We start from the raw sequence: 17,981 nt of genomic DNA, 5'->3' as shown, positions 1-17,981 counted from the left end.
CGATTAGCACCTCTTTTAAATAAAGTATTCGGCCAATAAATTAATCCTGAATTCCTTATTAATAAAGGCGGGAAAGTAAATTAAATAAACCCCATTCGTATGAAATATAATTTTCATACGAATGGGGTTTTATTCTATCTCTTATACAAAAGACACCATCATATGCATGTTTCTAATAAAACCGCCATGATAATGTCTTCTCAAAAAAGCTAAAATTAATTATATATAATAATAAGATTAAACGTTATTTATTTCTTAAATAATCTCTTTCTAAATACGAACATACTTAGTGCGGAAAGAACAAGTGTTAACCCAGAAAGTAAAGTCGATGTGCTAGCTTCACCGCCTGTTGATGGTAAAAATTTCTTGCCTTCCTCTGGCTTATTAGTATGTTGTTTATTTAAAGTGTCTGCTTTTCTTCCCTCGTTTTCAACAACTTGATTATTCCCTTTTGGCTCTTGATCCAATCCTGTTACTGATTCTTTTACTTCTTTCTTTGGTTCTTTCGCTTCTTCAACTTCTTTTACCGGCTCTTTTACTTCTTCTTTTGTACCTTCAACTTCTTTTACCGGCTCTTTTACTTCTTCTTTTGTACCTTCAACTTCTTTTACCGGTTCTTTCACTTCTTCTTTTATACCTTCAACTTCTTCTTTTTCCACTATATTCTGTATAACTGTTCCGTTAAACCTGATGCTAATTTCATCAGAATCTAAATCAAATTTATACACCTTTTCACCTGGGGTACTCCATTTTATTACTCCGTTATTAAACGTCCCTCCCTCACTTACCAATTGAATATTTTCAATACTTTCTCCTTCTAAATCATATACAGGAATTTGAATTTCTTCGTTTATTTTTGCATCATTTAAAATGATATTTTGTCTTCCAACATCAATTGTAAACCACTGACCTAATTGTATTAATGGCCTTACATCACGAATCTCATTTCCAGCTAAATTTAAGCTAAATAAGTTTAACATGGAACCAATAACCATTACATCTTTAATATGATTGTCCGCAAGATTTAACCACTGTAAATTTTCCAATGAAGATAGTGGTGTTATATCTTCAATTTGATTATGAGATACATTCACATTATTCAATTGTTTCAAGTTTGAAATGAACTCAATATTTTTCAGACCTACTCCTTCTAAAGTGAGGTTTTCTAAGTTCGTCATGTACTCTAAACCTGTTATATCTTTTATCTCATTTCCTTTTTCTTTAAATATCTCTAGTTTTTTAATCTGTAATAAATCTTCTTTTGTGATAGGGGCGTTTAAATCCTCTCTACCTAAATTCTCTTTATTAATATGTTGTTGTAAAGTTTTATCGAGAATTACATTTTGACTTTCTTTTTGTTTTTCAACTATATTCTGTATAACCATGCCATTAAATCTAATTCTACTTTCAGTAGAATTAGTATCTAGTTTAAATTTATATATTTTTTCTCCAGGACTATTCCATTTTATAAATCCGTTATTCAGAGTAGCCCCCTCACTTTGTAAATTAATATTTTGAAGTGGCTCTCCTTTGAGGTTGTATACTGGGATTTTTATTTCTTCATCTACGCTTGCTTCATTTAAAAAGATTTTTTGTCTTTGAATGTCAATTGAAATTCGCTTACCTAATTCCTCAACAGGCCTTACGTCAGAAATTTCATTTGCTCCAAGATTTATCTCATGTAAATTTGTTAAGGTGCTCAACGGCGATATATCAGAGATATAATTCTCTTCTAAATTCAGCACTTGTAAATTTCCTAATTGAGATAATGGTGATATATCTTTTATTTCACTATCAGAAATTTCTAGTTCAATAAGATTACTCATTTTACTAATAGATTCAACATTATTAATTTTATTGTTCCCTATCCATAATAGTTCCACATTATTTAATCGATCAATTCCCGTAAGATCACTGATTTGATTATTTGCTAAGTATAATTGTTTCATAGTTGATAATATAAATAATGGCTGGATATCTTTAATGTTATTACCGATTAAATCTAATGTTTTAATTTTTTTCATTTTACTTAATGGTGTAAGATCAGAAATTTTATTATCTCTTAAAAAAAGCTTATTAATATTCTCTAACTGCTCAATTGGGTGAATACTTTCAATTGAATTAGACGTTAAATCAACGTACTTCAAACCTCTCAATTTCGAGATGGCTGATATGTCTTTTACATTAGACTCTCGTAACGTCAACTTCTCTAAATTTGTCATATACTCTAAACCAGTTATTTCATTTATTCCTTTACCAGAATAAATGGATAATGTTTTAATTTGTAATAAATCTTTCTTTGTGATTGGCGCATCTACATTATCTCTATTTAAGTTATATTTATTAATATATTTTTGTAATTGCTTATCTAATATTACATTTCCGTTCTCATCTTGTTGTTCCTCTTTATTTTCCTTTTGTTTTTCTGGAACTTTGTTCTCTAAATTCAATGTATTTACTTCAAACTGTACTTGGTACTTATTGTCATAGGCCATTGTTGGAATATAAATATGCATCCGCATATTATACCTTTTCCCTAATTCCCCTACTTCAAACTGAATCACTTTCGTTCCATTTTTCTTTTTATCTTCTGATAGTACTTTCACATCATGAAACACATCTGGATTATGAATATCCTCTGTTTTCAAGTATTGAAAGAAATCACTATCACTTAACGTTGCTGTTACAATTTTCTTTCCGTTCTCAATTGTTAATTTCGGATCCTTTATATAAACAGCTGCCATAGACTCTTCATTCGTTTTATCTTTATACGCTTTAATTACAGCGTCATATGTACCATCTTCTAAACCTTGTCCAGTTTTATTCGCCTCAATTGCTACTGCCGCTAAAGCAGGTGTTGAATAAACAGCAAACGGAAGTGATAACGCCGCCACTATAATCATTGCATTTATACGTTTTCTTTTATTTTGTTTCAACTTTACATCTCCTCCGAAATATATAATTCGAAATGTAATCATTTCTCGAATAAATGATAATGATTTTCATTATCATTGTCAAATGGAAAAATAAAAAGTTTACAAAAAAATAACCTCTTTAAAAGAGGTTATGCCATTTTCTCACCTGATTCTTCTCTAAAAAAGCTTTTCATCGCATGAAATACGTCTGCTTTTTGCTTTAAAATATAGTATCTAAAGTTTTCATCTTTAATATTTTTATAGGCTGACATGAGTGTACTGTGGCGGTTGTACTGATTCACTTCCCCATACCCAAACATATTACACTTCTTCATTAGCTCTTCAACAAGCTTTACACATCTAGCATTATCTGATGTTAAATTATCACCATCTGAAAAATGGAATGGATAAATATTATAGCGGTCTGGTGAGTATTTATTATCAATTAGCTCGAGTGCTTTTTTGTATACAGAAGAACAAATTGTTCCGCCACTTTCTCCTTTTGAGAAAAACTCTTCCTCTGGAACTACTTTTGCCTCCGTATGATGGGCAATAAATTCAATATCTACTGTTTCATACTTTGTGCGTAGAAATCTCGTCATCCAGAAAAAGAAGCTCCGTGCCATATATTTCTCCCATATTCCCATCGATCCACTCGTATCCATCATCGCTAATACAACAGCTTTTGAATCTGGCTTTAACACTTCATTCCAAGTGCGGAACTTTAAGTCTTCTTGATGAATCGGATGAAAAGATGCTTTACCACTCATCGCATTTCGTTTATATGCGGATATCATTGTTCTTTTCTTATCGATATTTCCCCATAATCCTGTTTTTCTAATGTCATTAAATTCAACATGTTCAATCCGGTTTTCATCCATTTCTTTTCTCTTTAAATTAGGCAGTTCTAATTCTCTGAAAAACGCTTGCTCTAATTCTAAAATAGAGACTTCAGCTTCATAGTAATCTTCCCCAGCTGCATCTCCTGCTCCTTGGCCTTTTCCTGGCCCTTTTTGTTTTTGACCACCTGATCCATCTCTCGCAACGACATCACCAACTTTGCTGTCACCATTTCCTTGCCCAACATGTTTATTTTTATCATAATTGTATCTAATCTTATATTCATCTAGAGAACGAATTGGTATTTTTACAACATCCTTGCCATTAGACATAACTATACTTTCTTCTGTTACAAGATCGGGTAAATTATTTTTAATTGCCTCTTGTACTTTTTCTTGATGGCGCTGTTGGTCGTCATATCCTTTGCGATGGAGGGACCAGTTTTCCTGTGAAATTGTATAATTTGGTTGATTTTCTTCGCCCATTCCTTTCCCTCCTTACTGTAATTGTCTTCCTGTATGAACAGCAATCTATAAATTCTGTTCTGTAATGTGCAAGCTAGAATGTTTGAAAGGTAACTGCCCACAGAAAATCATCCCATAAACATTTATAACGTTTTTCATACAATACCCCGAGCATCCTAAACAAAATTTTGCCACTCACATAATAGAAAGAAATATTCAGCCACTGATAAGAAAGAAACACAATGCATTGTTGCACATATTTTTACTTTGCAACATATTGTATTGTGTTGGCTTTTTTCGTATGAATGGTTGGTTACTCTATCATATGCATATTGTAAAAATAATTGACAATAAATTCATGAAATTGCATCTTAATTTATTACATTTGGACAAGGTATGACACTTTATACACATATGAACGGATAATAAAACGCTGTCCCGCAAAATACAAGAGACAGCGTTTTGTTATCAAACTATCTGTTTAACAAGCTACCTACATAGCGTAGTAATTCGTTTGCTGAAGAAGAATTATAGCCGTGCTCATCAATTAAACGCGCAACAACATCATTGATTTTCTTAAGCTGATTTTCGTCCGGCGTTTTCGTTGATGTTGTAATTTTCACTATATCTTTTAAATCAGCAAATAGTTTTTTCTGAATCGCTTCACGAAGACGTTCATGTGAATTATAATCAAAACGTTTTCCTTTACGGGCATAAGCAGAAATGCGAATTAAAATCTCTTCACGGAACGCTTTCTTAGCATTCTCTGAAATTCCAATTTGCTCTTCAATTGAGCGCATTAATTTTTCATCTGGACTCATTTCTTCTCCTGTTAACGGATCACGTAATTTCGATTTATTGCAGTACGCCTCGACGTTATCTAAGTAATTATCCATAAGCGTCTTAGCTGATTCTTCATATGAATAAACAAACGCTTTTTGTACTTCTTTCTTCGCGATTTCATCGTATTCTTTTCTCGCTAATGAGATGAAGTTCATGTAACGTTCACGGTCTTCATTACTAATGGATGGATGCTGATCTAGCCCATCTTTTAAAGATCTAAGTACATCTAACGCGTTAATAGATGGTACCTCTTTTCGAATGATTGTAGACGAAATTCGGTTAATGACATAACGAGGGTCAATACCCTTCATACCTTCATCTTGATATTCACGTTGTAATTCTTCTACATCAATCGCATTATAACCTTCTACCGTTTCTCCATCATACAAACGCATCTTTTTAATTAAATCAATATCCGGACGCTTCGGATCTTTTAAACGAGTTAAAATAGTGAACATTGCTGCAACGCGAAGTGTGTGTGGTGCAATGTGAACATTCGACACATCACTTTCACGAATCATTTTTTCATAAATATGCTCTTCTTCACTTACTCGTAAATTATAAGGAACTGGCATTACAATAATTCTTGAGTGCAATGCTTCATTTTTCTTATTTGCTATAAATGAGCGATACTCTGTTTCGTTCGTATGCGCTACAATTAATTCATCTGCTGAAATAAGCGCAAATCTTCCCGCTTTGAAATTCCCTTCTTGTGTAAGCGATAATAAGTGCCATAAAAACTTCTCATCGCATTTTAACATCTCTTGGAACTCCATCATTCCTCGGTTCGCCTTATTTAATTCTCCATCAAATCGATACGCACGCGGATCTGATTCTGAACCATATTCTGCAATCGTAGAAAAGTCCAGACTACCTGTTAAATCTGCAATATCCTGTGATTTTGGATCAGACGGGCTAAATGTACCAATCCCTGTACGGCGATCTTCAGAGAAGAAAATACGCTCTACAACTACATCCTCAATTCTTGATCCGTATTCTTGCTCTAGACGCATCACATTTAATGGTGATAAATTCCCTTCAATTCTAACACCATACTCATCAAAGAAATCATCTCGTAAATGATGTGGAATTAAATGCAGTGGATCCTCATGCATTGGGCATCCTTTAATTGCAAAAATTGCTCCGCGATCTGTTCTTGAATATGTTTCTAATCCTCGTTTCAACATTGTAACTAACGTTGATTTTCCTCCACTAACAGGACCCATTAATAATAAAATTCTTTTTCTAACATCTAATCGTTTTGCAGATGGATGAAAATATTCCTCTACAAGACGTTCTAGAGCATCCTCTAATCCAAAGAGCTGATTACTAAAGAAGTTATACTTTCTTCTACCATCAACTTCTTCAATTCCAGCGTCTTTTATCATATTGTAAATGCGAGAGTGTGCTGTTTGAGCCACCCATGGTCTTTCTTTCACAAGCTCCAAATACTCCGCAAACGTACCTTCCCATTGTAAACGTTCTTCTGCTTCTCGGTGCTGTTCAATCTTTTTTAGAATATCCATTATAGCTCCTCCCCCATCTCCTTGTTCAATCGGATTATTATAAAAGGTATGCTAGGATGTCCTTAAACATTCTTTAAATCAAAACGAAATATATAATAGCACGCTAAAATTCTCTCCAAAATTCAAAGAAAATTCTGTATAATATAGGTATTAACATTTTTACACTGCTATTCATTATAAATAAATTCTTTTCTTCTAAGAACCTTACATACATTTTGGATAATAAATAAAACTCATAAACCGAAAACAGTAAGGAGGATATTAGTATGAAATTATTATTAATTTTAGGTGTATCACTCACATTTCTTACAGCTATTTTTACATCCGGTTACAATGACAAACCAGGTACACATAAAAAATGATGTGCTTTTAGCACATCATTTTTTTATTTATAATACATATTTTCCATATCATATTTGGATAGTGGTCGGCTATAATAATAACCTTGTACAAGCTTCACATTCTTTTCTTTCAAAAACTGTATTTGCTCCTTTTTTTCTACTCCTTCTGCAATTATATTCAATTCTAAAGTATGAGCTAAATGAATAATTGCAGCTGTAATATTCGTATCACGTTCATCTATATGTATACCTTCCATAAAAGAACGATCAATTTTTAAAGTATCAATTGGATATGTTTTTAAATAACTTAAAGATGAATAGCCTGTTCCAAAATCATCTAAATGAATCTTTAAATTTTGTTCTTTTAATTGTAGTAACACTCTCTTTGATATATCTTTATGTATAAGAGCTCCTTCTGTAACCTCTATCGCTAATAAATGAGCTGATACATTGTACTTATTTAAAGCCCGTGTAATCATCTCTATTAATGTAATAGAACGAAAGTGTCTAGCTGAAATATTAACCGCAATTGGGACCACTTCATATCCTTTATTTAACCATTCGCGCAGTTGCTGACACACTTGATTTACTACCCATTCATCGAGCTTAATAATAAATCCTGTTCTTTCTGCCAACGGAATAAATTGGTTTGGAGAAACAAATCCTAATTCCTTATTCTCCCACCTTATTAAAGCTTCCATACTAGCTATTTTTTTCGTTTCAATATTAATTTGTGGCTGATAATATAAGAAAAATTCATTTTTTTCTATAGCACGATGTAACTGGTTTTCTATTATAAACCTTTGTTCACGCTCACAGTCTAATCCACTACAATAAAAATGATAATGTCCTTTTCCTTTTTCTTTTGCTTTTTCTAAAGCAGCATCGACCCTCTGAAATAGTATTTTTTCATCTTCTCCATCTGCTGGAGCCATTACAATTCCAATTGATGCACTTAAATATATATCTTCTTCTTCGATTACAAAATATTCACTAATATTTTTCAGTATGCTTTTTGCAACTTCCTCTACACATTCTTTCGTTATATTTTCTATCAACATAACAAATTGATCATCGTGTTCTCTAAATAAGTGCATATCTTCTATTTTTAGATTGCTTAAACATTCTGTAACTTTTTGTAATACTTTATCTCCCTCTTTATGACCAAATGTATCATTAATACGATGAAACTCATCTAAATCTATAAATACAAGTGCAAAATTTACACTCTCATTTAAAAAAGTATTTAACTTATTTGTACATGAAATTCTATTCATTAATCCCGTTAACTGGTCATAGTAAGCTAAATATTCTGTTCGCATTTCGTTTAATACTTGCCTTGTAACATCTCTCGTAACAATATAAACCCCAACAATTTCACCTTTCACAATAATCGGGATAGTTCTCAAAGAAATATATAGCTCGTACCCTTCTTTATGAACATATTTCTTTGAAACAATTTGTTTTGCTTTTCCTTGCATCGATCCCTTAAATAGAATTTGAAAATCTTTTTCATATTCTTTATTAATGAATTCAAAAATAAATTTATTATTTAATTCCTCATACCGATATCCAAATATTTCATACGTTGCCGGATTTGCATATGTAACTCTCCCTATAGAATCTATAGATATAATTGAGTCATTATTATATTCCAGTAACGACTTAAATAACATTTGTTTTTCCTCTATCTTTGTCTTCTCCTCAATTTGAGCTGTAATATCTCTTGTAATGCAAATAACAAATTGACATATTCCTTCTTCGTCGCAGACAGGATTAAGTGAAGATTCATAATGTATCTCACCTTTTGGTAAATTGACTACATCACAAAAGGTGTGTGCTTTCGCTTCTCTCACTACTTTTGCATATTGCCTTTGCAATATCCCCGCTATATCTTTTGGTAATACTTCTGCAAAAGTTTTTCCATAGCACTCTTCGCTTAACCTAGCATAATCCATTCCTATTTTATTCACATACATATATTGAAACGTTTCATTATCAATAACTTTCAATATGAATACTAAATCTTGAATAGCATGTAATAATCCTTGTCTAATTAAATCCATATCTATCATACTTAAAAAGGTATTTTGATTACTATATTCTTCCTTCATATTTATCTCAACCCGTCTTATCTATTTTTAATCATATATCCCATTCTATATGATTATGTCCTCTCTTTTAAATGTATGATTATATATTATTTTTATTTTATAAAAAAAAGTCGCCATATGGCGACTTTTAATAAACGATTTCTAAATCTAATCCAGGGTAATTTTGTTGACGGAACGCTTCATAAATTAAAATTGCTGCTGTATTAGATAAATTTAATGAACGTACTTTATCTGTCATTGGAATACGTAAACAATGATCAAAGTTTTCTTCGATTACATTAGCTGGTAAGCCGTTTGTTTCTCTTCCAAATACAAAATAGTAATCCTTCTCACGCTTGCTATAGTCAAACGCTGTATGAGCTTTCTCGCCATACTTTGTTAAATAGAAGAATTCACCGTCTTTATTTTTTTCATAAAATTCTTCAATTGAATCATAATACGTAATTTTTACGTGCTGCCAATAATCTAATCCTGCACGCTTTAACATTTTATCATCCGTTGAAAATCCAAGCGGTCTAATCAAATGTAATTCTGTTCCAGTTGCTGCACAAGTACGAGCAATATTCCCTGTATTTGCTGGAATTTCTGGCTGATATAAAACAACATGTACTCCCACGCGATATTCACCTCTGTTTTTTGTCTACTACGTATTATACCACTTGAGCGAAAAATCTCTACCCATTAATAATATGAAAGAATTTATATTTCATTTGTGGTGTATATTTACTAGAGTCTTCATAGTTCCAATAACGTCGACGGCTATTCGCTGAATGTGCATTTACAAGCGGCATACCATCTGCATCTTTTGCTACTACAATCGTCGTATGATTCCATCTTCCGTCATCCTCGAAATCATAAGCAATGACATCTCCAAGAATAAGTTCTTCTGGCCTCTCTACCGCCTCTGCTCGAAGTCCTGTTGTAGCACCTGACAAATACCAATAAAAAGAATGTGCAACAGCCCAGCTCCAACTCCACTGATTCTCCCTTTGCCACCATCCTTTACGAATATTAGGATACCCGTTCATAGGTACTTCTCCAGTATGAAGACATTGAGAAATGAAATTCGTACAATTATCAGGGAAATTACGATACATAGGATTCCGGTCATCCCACCAACGCTCTGCATATTTCACTGCCTCTAAACGATTATACTGATAAGAACCGTACTTCTCTTTCGTAATATCCCTTTCTAATGTCTCACCCATTCTAATTTCTTCTGACACTTCAATAGCAGAATCGCCTATAATTCGACTATTATTTAAACAAACTCTTCGTTTTAATTGTTCCTCTTCAATATAAAATAATTCTTTATGCTTAATTAAATATTTAAAATGTATTTGATAATCAATTTCTTGATGGTCATTACTATTTAATTGTCTAATGAAAGAAACATCCGCAGTTGCTTTCACTATATGTGCACTACGCCTTTGAAACAATTGTTTCTTTCTCAGTGCCATTTGTAGTAAATCCTCAGCAATACCATCCACATTCGTTCTTTTCTCCGTTATATATGCTAAAAATTGTTGTACTTGGTTTTCAATCTTCGTTTTTACAACCATTCTGTCTCCCTCCCATATTACAATATGAAAAAGGGAAATATTATCTACTCTTTTTTCTGTGCTAACAATTCAAGCCCGCGATTCATTTCATGAAGCACTTCTTCATCTTTCTCACGTTCCATCGCTTTCTCAATCGCTTCGCCTACTCCATCTCCGCCAATTTTCCCAAGTGCCCATGCTGCCGTTCCGCGTAGTACCGGTCTTGGGTCATCTTTCATAACACCAATTAAATCTGGAATTGCCGATGCTTCTTTAAAATGTGCTAATGCTAAAATCGCATTTCTTTGCAGTGGCTTTTTCCCTCTCCATGACCCTGACATAACCCCATATTTCTCTTTAAAATCACGATTACTAATTGTTAAAAGTGGCGTTAATAATGGTTTAACTAGCTCAGGATCCGGCTCCATCTCAGGATGATTATGAAAATCCATTCCTTTATTTTTCGGGCAAACAGTCTGACACGTATCACATCCATATATACGATTTCCTATTTTATCGCGATATTCTTCAGGTAGGAATCCTTTCGTCTGTGTTAAAAACGCAATGCACTTCTTCGAATCTAACTGTCCCCCCTGTATTAAAGCACCGGTAGGACAAATATCAATACATTTCGTACAGCCTCCGCATTGATCTTCTATCGGCTTATCTGGCGGGAATGGAACATTTGTAATCATTTCCCCTAAGTATACGTACGAACCAAATTCAGGTGTAATAATAGAGCAGTTTTTACCGCTCCATCCAATACCAGCACGCTCTGATACAGCTCGATCACTTAATTCACCTGTATCAACCATGGACTTCACTTCTATATCGGGAAGTTTTTCAATTAAATATGCCTCTAATTTTTGCAAACGATCTCGTAAAACAAGATGATAATCTTGTCCCCAAGAAGCACGACAAAAAATCCCACGGCGTTCTCCACGCTTACTTAATGGTGCATTTTTTAATTTTGAAGGATATGCTAAAGCAATCGCAATAATTGATTTAGCACCCGGTAATAACAGTTGCGGATTCGTTCTCTTCTCTATATCAGGCTCTTCAAATCCAGATTGATAATTTAATTGTTGTTGCTGGATTAAGCGCTGCTTTAATTCCTCAAAAGGAGAAGCGCTCGCAAAGCCTATTTTATCTATGCCAATTGTTTTACTATACGCAATTACATCTTGCTTTAATTGTTCAAAATCCACTCTTAATCGCCTCCTCAGATGAATCCACCCCTTATGTAACCACTCTATTGGTTAGTAATTCACGTTTGGAATACTATCATTTACTTCTATTTTCGCATGTAATTATATTTTTCAAACATTAAAAAACGCAATGCCTCGTTTATCTCGGAAACGAAACACTGCGTTGATCACAATTTATAGAAAAACTTTTAATAAAATTTGGAGCGGGTGAAGAGAATCGAACTCTCGACCAGAGCTTGGAAGGCTCTTGTTTTACCACTAAACTACACCCGCAAATATGAATTACATATAAGATATTAGAATAACTTATGTAAAATAGTATAGCATGTAAAAAAAGTAGAGGCAAGAATTTTATCGAAAAAAGTCGAAAAAGTGATGAGAGACCTCATCACTTTTTCAATTCTTTATCAATTGCCTTCTTCATACTATCAAAATCAGGATTTGCAAGATTTCCGTTTACATATACAGAAGGAGCACCTTGAACTTTTAATTTTTGAGCACGATCTGAATCTTTACGTACTTTTTCTGTAATTTCTTTACTGTGTAAGTCTTTCTTAAATTGCTCTACATCAACTTTTGGAAGTTTCTCTTTCACAATGCTAAGAAGCAAATCTTCTGTAATCCATTCTTCCGTATCTTTCTTTTGATTTTGATAAATCTCATCATAGAAAATCCAGAATGAATCTTTATCTTGTTTATAAATTGCTTCACCAGCTGCTGCACCTAAATCTGAGTCTTTTCCGATAAATGGGAAGTTAATAAAATATAACTGCACTTTGCCTTTATCGATATACTCCTCTTTTAATCGAGGTAATACTGTTACATCCCAAGTACGACAAGCAGGACATTTAAAGTCTCCAAATTCAACTACCTTAACTGGAGCATCATCTTTCCCTAAAGATTGTTGCGTAGAATAAGCAAACATCTCATTCCCTTTATCTTTTTTGTCATTTATGATGCTATACGCAATTGTTCCAATTACAATCAATACTGCGATAGAAAAAACTATACCAAGAGCCATGAGTTTATTTGATTTCATATACATTCCTCTTTAAATTCATATTCTGTATACAGCATTGTACACAATACACATAATATCAACACTTATATACGTCACGCAATGAACACGCTCACATAAATTACAAAAACACAATAATTGTGACGATATTGTGTCACAATTTGTCACAATTTATTCAAAAAAAGAAGCTCCTCTGTAGGAACTTCTCTTAACTTACTGCTTTTTTACGCGCGCTATTTAACATCGACTGCTCTATTTTTATATCATGACGAATTACCAATTTCTCACTAACTGCTTGAACATACTCATCATGGCTTATATAGCCTTCTTTCTCCATTAGTCTCAAAACGACATTACGTCTCTCTACTGCTTTATCATAATTTTGGGCAGGTGAGTAATAAGCAGGTGCTTTTACTACAGCAGCCATCATTGCACTTTCAGCCAACGTTAATTGGTTCACCTTTTTACCGAAGTAAAGGTTTGCTGCTTTTTCAATTCCCCATGCTCCTTCTCCATAATAAATATTACTTACATATAATTTTAATATTTCATCCTTTGTAAATGTGCGTTCAATTTTTTTCGTATAAAAAATCTCTTTCCACTTCCGAGAAAATGTACGTTCATTCGTTAAAAAGGCATTTTTAGATAGCTGCTGTGTAATTGTACTTCCTCCTTGCACGACACCACCAGCCTTTATATTCTCAACAGATGCCCTAATAATTGCTATATAATCTAAACCGTTATGATGATAAAATCTTTTATCTTCTGTCGCAATAAATGCATGTGTTAATGATTCTGGCACCTCTAACTTAGCCGGTACATGTAATTTACTAATATCACTTTTCTCAATCATTACATTTCCAATGAATAATAACGTACAACTTAACAATAATAATAATATAATGGCTTTATAAAAAAGTTTAGTCATTGGATTTAATGCAACTTTTTGATGATAGTTCACCCTAGATAATACTCGTTCTTTCATCTTGAACACCTCTTTTCCACACAGCATATAACTCTTACTTTAAGAATACATTGTTGTAAAAAAATATCCCATCGATTTCTCTTACACGTACCTTACATCATTGTAAGGTATAAAGTGAAACTTTAATCGGCCCTCATTAATCAAGCTTACTGCCCAGCAAATAGTTGGATAAAAAAGTATTGTATCACAGTCTTTTTTTATCTACTATTCATCTGAAATATTGAATATAGATTATGTTAAAGTACGAATAACCAATAAAAGAGAAACCCTTAAGACTATTATATTTTCACTTTACACTTTAATTATATCATCTACAAATATATATACTTTTGACTATCTAGTAATCTAAATGTATATAACATATAGATTTATTATACAGAACAAACGTTCCCTAAATCAATACTAGTGCTATTATTATTTTGACCTTTTTCTTAAACAGTATACAAAAAAAGAGTAGTGATTCGAATGTATCTCAAATCGGCTACTCTTTTCTTTACAATCTTCCTATTAAATTATACGGCTGTACTTCCCACGTTTCATACGGAATAAAATGTGTTGCTCTCATTGCATCAAGTGTTCTGGATTTCATATGAGGACGCGTTATATACTCATCTATGTTCTCTTCATTTAAATCAACAAATTTAGCCTCTTGTATTTCTTCAGGTTGAATTTTTATTTCACCACTTATATATGCTACTTTAAAAACAACAGCTAGAATATGCATAGAAGTATTATAATAAACGCCTGTAATTCCGATAGGCTTCACCGTTAACCCTGTTTCCTCTTTTATTTCCCTACAGACAGCTTGATCGAGCGCTTCGCCTTCTTCTACCTGTCCTCCTGGCAACTCCCACGTATCAGCTCGCCAGTGCACTTTTGTTAATAACACTTCATTTTTTCCATTTGTTAAATAACCGGCTACAGCAACGATATGCTTTGGTGTCTTATGTTCCATATTAAGCCTCCTAGAGATAATGAATATTTTATATATCCCTATAATCATATTCCCTACCTACAACAAAATACCTTTAATACTTCATCACCTTAATTAACTTCATAAAAAAGACCCTATCCGCTAAGCGAAAAGGGTCATCTATCGTATTACTCTCCTAAGTCTACGTTGTGATAAACTTGTTGAACATCTTCTAAATCTTCTAATGCATCAACCATTTTCTCAAATTGTGCTTGAGCATCTTCAGGAAGTGTTACATCACTTTGTGCAAGCATTGTTAATTCTGCAACTGTAAACTCCTCAACGCCAGCACCTTTAAGTGCAGATTGTACTGCATGAAATTGATCTGGTTCAGCATACACGATAACAGAATCTTCTTCTTCTAGAATGTCACGTGCATCTACATCTGCTTCCATTAAAATTTCAAGAACTTCATCTGATGTTTTACCTTCAAGGCCGATAACAGCTGTCGCATCAAACATGTAAGCTACAGAACCGTTCACACCCATATTACCACTGTTTTTGCTAAATGCAGCTCGTACATCTGCTGCAGTACGGTTTACGTTATTTGTAAGTGTATCTACAATAACCATAGCTCCATTTGGTCCGAATCCTTCATAACGAAGCTCGTCATAATTTTCTTCTGAACCGCCTTTTGCTTTTTCAACTGCACGATCAATAATTGTTCTTGGAACATTGTATGTTTTCGCACGCTCTAATACAACTCTTAGTGCTTGGTTTGATTCTGGATCTGGCTCGCCTTGTTTTGCTGCCACATAAATTTCACGCCCAAATTTCGCGTATATACGGCTTGTATTTGCATCTTTTGATGCTTTTTTGTCTTTAATATTGTTCCATTTACGGCCCATACTTTCCACTCTCTTTCCCGTTTTAAATCTACATAAAAATATTAATATGAAATATAATGTGTGTTCAACACATTTTTAAAAGAAATATAAAAAGTTCATTTTTGATTCATATTACAGACATAATATAAATCACTATCATTTTGTTCTTTCGACAAGTTATATTATACATGAATTCCTACGTTTATTACGAATTTTAGAAGCACATAGTATAATTTAACAAAAAGACTCTAACATTTCTGTTACAGTCTTTTTATATTGCCAATAAATATTTCCATATTATTCCCATAATTGTTTTCTATTGTTGTATAATAAAAATAGGAAAAAATTTGAAGAAAAGATGGAGGGTGAATTATGACACATTCAAAAGACAAAAAATCACATGCTTTTAAAGGAATAGGAGAAAAATTAAACCCAACTATCTATCAAGTGAGATTCATGAAATTAGATGAACCAATTCGATTTGAGTCGTTTCCTGAATTAAAGGAATTAAGAGACTGGTTGAGTACTTCAACGCACATGTGGTCATGCGACTCAACTATGTACAAATACAACAGAGAAGAGTTTGAAAAGAAGTTCTTAGAAATTACGAAATTAACAGCTGATCATGTACTAATATCTACTGGTGGCGTCGGATTTAACTTCATGTCACCAGGTTGGAGAAATTCTCTATAAAATAATGAAATTATATAAAGGGATAAAAATTTATCCCTTTATTGTTTTGTAGCTTTCCCCAACTGTATCGCATGTACTAAATGAATAAGTTTACCTTAATCATTTATAACCATTTCACCAACACACCATTTTGCTTATTTTATAGTGTGATGAAAATATAAAAAGACTCTACACATTTGGTGTAGAGTCTTTTATTACGCCGTTCATGATACCGATGGTCGGGGTCGAACCGACACTCCCGAAGGAACACGATTTTGAGTCGTGCGCGTCTGCCAATTCCGCCACATCGGCACAAAAGAAAAGGCGGCAACCGGATTTGAACCGGTGATAAAGGTTTTGCAGACCTCTGCCTTACCACTTGGCTATGCCGCCATATAAAGTTTTATTGGAGCGGAAGACGGGATTCGAACCCGCGACCCCAACCTTGGCAAGGTTGTATTCTACCACTGAACTACTTCCGCAAAAATGGCTGGGCTAGCTGGATTCGAACCAGCGCATGACGGAGTCAAAGTCCGTTGCCTTACCGCTTGGCTATAGCCCATCGAATTCTTACTTAATTATATGTAAGTATCCATTAGATTATTTGTAATTTTTAAAATAAAAATGGGGCGACTGATGGGAATCGAACCCACGAATGCCGGAGCCACAATCCGGTGCGTTAACCACTTCGCCACAACCGCCATGTTGTGTAAATATATTTGGCAGGGGCAGTAGGAATCGAACCCACACTGGAGGTTTTGGAGACCTCAGTTCTACCTTTAAACTATGCCCCTATGTAAATGGTGGAGGGGGGCAGATTCGAACTGCCGAACCCGAAGGAGCGGATTTACAGTCCGCCGCGTTTAGCCACTTCGCTACCCCTCCGAAACTTACATGGTGCCGGCTAGAGGACTTGAACCCCCAACCTACTGATTACAAGTCAGTTGCTCTACCAATTGAGCTAAGCCGGCGTATTTTATTAAAATAAATGGTGGCTCGGGACGGAATCGAACCGCCGACACGAGGATTTTCAGTCCTCTGCTCTACCGACTGAGCTACCGAGCCTTATTAAAATGGCGGTCCCGACCGGGGTCGAACCGGCGATCTCCTGCGTGACAGGCAGGCATGTTAACCACTACACCACGGGACCATTTGGTTGCGGGGACAGGATTTGAACCTGCGACCTTCGGGTTATGAGCCCGACGAGCTACCGTGCTGCTCCACCCCGCGATAATACTATTCATATAAAATTTATATGGTGGAGGATGACGGGATCGAACCGCCGACCCCCTGCTTGTAAGGCAGGTGCTCTCCCAGCTGAGCTAATCCTCCAAAGTGGTGACCCGTACGGGATTCGAACCCGTGTTACCGCCGTGAAAGGGCGGTGTCTTAACCACTTGACCAACGGGCCAAATATTATAAATCCTATGGCGGAGAGCAAGGGATTCGAACCCTTGATACGCTTGTGACGTATACACGATTTCCAATCGTGCTCCTTCGGCCAACTCGGACAGCTCTCCAATGGCTCCGCAGGTAGGAATCGAACCTACGACCGATCGGTTAACAGCCGATAGCTCTACCGCTGAGCTACTGCGGAATAATATTGCCTGGCAACGTCCTACTCTCACAGGGACAAGGTCCCAACTACCATCGGCGCTAGAGAGCTTAACTTCCGTGTTCGGTATGGGAACGGGTGTGACCTCTCTGCCATCAT

General features: G+C 34.5%; 12 protein-coding genes, 16 tRNA genes and 1 rRNA gene. 1 reads left to right on the top strand and 28 read right to left on the bottom strand.

Annotation, left to right across the window (positions count from 1 at the left end):
- Positions 1-248 precede the first annotated feature (248 nt).
- The 12 genes from ACTFO4_RS21770 to ACTFO4_RS21715 all read right to left on the bottom strand — a co-directional run bounded on the left by ACTFO4_RS21770 (position 249) and on the right by ACTFO4_RS21715 (position 15,616).
- The gene (locus ACTFO4_RS21770) at positions 249-2,936 is read right to left on the bottom strand and encodes a leucine-rich repeat domain-containing protein (RefSeq protein WP_440018866.1); all 2,688 of its coding nucleotides are present in this window, start codon (positions 2,934-2,936) and stop codon (positions 249-251) included.
- Between the two features lie 128 nt (positions 2,937-3,064).
- A complete protein-coding gene (gene yhbH, locus ACTFO4_RS21765; protein ID WP_000503518.1) occupies positions 3,065-4,240 on the bottom strand; it encodes a sporulation protein YhbH in 1,176 nt (391 codons plus the stop codon).
- 452 nt (positions 4,241-4,692) lie between these two features.
- Positions 4,693-6,588, bottom strand: a complete 1,896-nt coding sequence (locus tag ACTFO4_RS21760; protein ID WP_000353281.1) for a PrkA family serine protein kinase — start codon at positions 6,586-6,588, stop codon at positions 4,693-4,695.
- A gap of 385 nt (positions 6,589-6,973) precedes the next feature.
- On the bottom strand, positions 6,974-9,043 hold the full coding sequence (locus ACTFO4_RS21755) for a sensor domain-containing protein (RefSeq protein WP_061456741.1): 2,070 nt from the start codon (positions 9,041-9,043) through the stop codon (positions 6,974-6,976).
- A 127-nt stretch (positions 9,044-9,170) separates the two neighbouring features.
- Positions 9,171-9,659: a tRNA (uridine(34)/cytosine(34)/5-carboxymethylaminomethyluridine(34)-2'-O)-methyltransferase TrmL gene (trmL, locus tag ACTFO4_RS21750; RefSeq protein WP_000538147.1), complete on the bottom strand. Its 489-nt coding sequence runs from the start codon at positions 9,657-9,659 to the stop codon at positions 9,171-9,173.
- A gap of 58 nt (positions 9,660-9,717) precedes the next feature.
- Positions 9,718-10,605: an amidase domain-containing protein gene (locus ACTFO4_RS21745; protein WP_000260591.1), complete on the bottom strand. Its 888-nt coding sequence runs from the start codon at positions 10,603-10,605 to the stop codon at positions 9,718-9,720.
- A gap of 44 nt (positions 10,606-10,649) precedes the next feature.
- On the bottom strand, positions 10,650-11,792 hold the full coding sequence (queG, locus tag ACTFO4_RS21740) for a tRNA epoxyqueuosine(34) reductase QueG (RefSeq protein ID WP_440014368.1): 1,143 nt from the start codon (positions 11,790-11,792) through the stop codon (positions 10,650-10,652).
- 199 nt (positions 11,793-11,991) lie between these two features.
- Positions 11,992-12,065, bottom strand: a tRNA-Gly gene (locus tag ACTFO4_RS21735).
- A gap of 115 nt (positions 12,066-12,180) precedes the next feature.
- Entirely contained in the window at positions 12,181-12,831 is a 651-nt protein-coding gene (locus tag ACTFO4_RS21730) for a DsbA family protein (RefSeq protein ID WP_000841308.1), read from the bottom strand.
- A 187-nt stretch (positions 12,832-13,018) separates the two neighbouring features.
- The gene (locus tag ACTFO4_RS21725) at positions 13,019-13,795 is read right to left on the bottom strand and encodes a transglycosylase domain-containing protein (RefSeq protein ID WP_000664715.1); all 777 of its coding nucleotides are present in this window, start codon (positions 13,793-13,795) and stop codon (positions 13,019-13,021) included.
- Between the two features lie 493 nt (positions 13,796-14,288).
- Positions 14,289-14,750 (bottom strand): NUDIX hydrolase, encoded by a 462-nt coding sequence (locus ACTFO4_RS21720; protein WP_000400469.1) that lies wholly within the window; start codon positions 14,748-14,750, stop codon positions 14,289-14,291.
- Positions 14,751-14,896: 146 nt separating this feature from the next.
- Positions 14,897-15,616: a YebC/PmpR family DNA-binding transcriptional regulator gene (locus tag ACTFO4_RS21715; RefSeq protein WP_000532952.1), complete on the bottom strand. Its 720-nt coding sequence runs from the start codon at positions 15,614-15,616 to the stop codon at positions 14,897-14,899.
- A gap of 351 nt (positions 15,617-15,967) precedes the next feature.
- Here ACTFO4_RS21715 and ACTFO4_RS21710 point away from each other — a divergent pair, with 351 nt between their 5' ends.
- On the top strand, positions 15,968-16,288 hold the full coding sequence (locus tag ACTFO4_RS21710; protein ID WP_440014367.1) for a DUF3884 family protein: 321 nt from the start codon (positions 15,968-15,970) through the stop codon (positions 16,286-16,288).
- A 209-nt stretch (positions 16,289-16,497) separates the two neighbouring features.
- Here the strand turns inward: ACTFO4_RS21710 and ACTFO4_RS21705 are convergent.
- The 16 genes from ACTFO4_RS21705 to rrf all read right to left on the bottom strand — a co-directional run.
- Positions 16,498-16,579: transfer RNA gene (locus ACTFO4_RS21705), tRNA-Leu, on the bottom strand.
- 10 nt (positions 16,580-16,589) lie between these two features.
- Positions 16,590-16,660: transfer RNA gene (locus ACTFO4_RS21700), tRNA-Cys, on the bottom strand.
- Between the two features lie 14 nt (positions 16,661-16,674).
- Positions 16,675-16,749: transfer RNA gene (locus ACTFO4_RS21695), tRNA-Gly, on the bottom strand.
- 5 nt (positions 16,750-16,754) lie between these two features.
- Positions 16,755-16,829, bottom strand: a tRNA-Gln gene (locus ACTFO4_RS21690).
- A 63-nt stretch (positions 16,830-16,892) separates the two neighbouring features.
- Positions 16,893-16,968: transfer RNA gene (locus tag ACTFO4_RS21685), tRNA-His, on the bottom strand.
- A 19-nt stretch (positions 16,969-16,987) separates the two neighbouring features.
- Positions 16,988-17,061, bottom strand: a tRNA-Trp gene (locus ACTFO4_RS21680).
- Positions 17,062-17,068: 7 nt separating this feature from the next.
- A tRNA-Tyr gene (locus ACTFO4_RS21675) sits at positions 17,069-17,152 on the bottom strand.
- Positions 17,153-17,162: 10 nt separating this feature from the next.
- Positions 17,163-17,238: transfer RNA gene (locus ACTFO4_RS21670), tRNA-Thr, on the bottom strand.
- A gap of 18 nt (positions 17,239-17,256) precedes the next feature.
- Positions 17,257-17,332, bottom strand: a tRNA-Phe gene (locus ACTFO4_RS21665).
- A 9-nt stretch (positions 17,333-17,341) separates the two neighbouring features.
- Positions 17,342-17,417 (bottom strand) — tRNA-Asp (locus ACTFO4_RS21660).
- 3 nt (positions 17,418-17,420) lie between these two features.
- Positions 17,421-17,497 (bottom strand) — tRNA-Met (locus tag ACTFO4_RS21655).
- 26 nt (positions 17,498-17,523) lie between these two features.
- Positions 17,524-17,599 (bottom strand) — tRNA-Val (locus ACTFO4_RS21650).
- 4 nt (positions 17,600-17,603) lie between these two features.
- A tRNA-Glu gene (locus tag ACTFO4_RS21645) sits at positions 17,604-17,678 on the bottom strand.
- A gap of 17 nt (positions 17,679-17,695) precedes the next feature.
- Positions 17,696-17,787, bottom strand: a tRNA-Ser gene (locus ACTFO4_RS21640).
- 2 nt (positions 17,788-17,789) lie between these two features.
- Positions 17,790-17,864, bottom strand: a tRNA-Asn gene (locus ACTFO4_RS21635).
- Between the two features lie 8 nt (positions 17,865-17,872).
- Positions 17,873-17,981 (bottom strand): 5S ribosomal RNA (gene rrf, locus ACTFO4_RS21630); the annotation flags it as partial.

Origin of the sequence: Bacillus cereus group sp. MYBKT14-1, from assembly GCF_051915185.1 — a bacterium.
Taxonomy (GTDB): Bacteria; Bacillota; Bacilli; order Bacillales; family Bacillaceae_G; genus Bacillus_A; species Bacillus_A cereus.
This window is presented reverse-complemented; position numbering and strand designations above follow the sequence as displayed.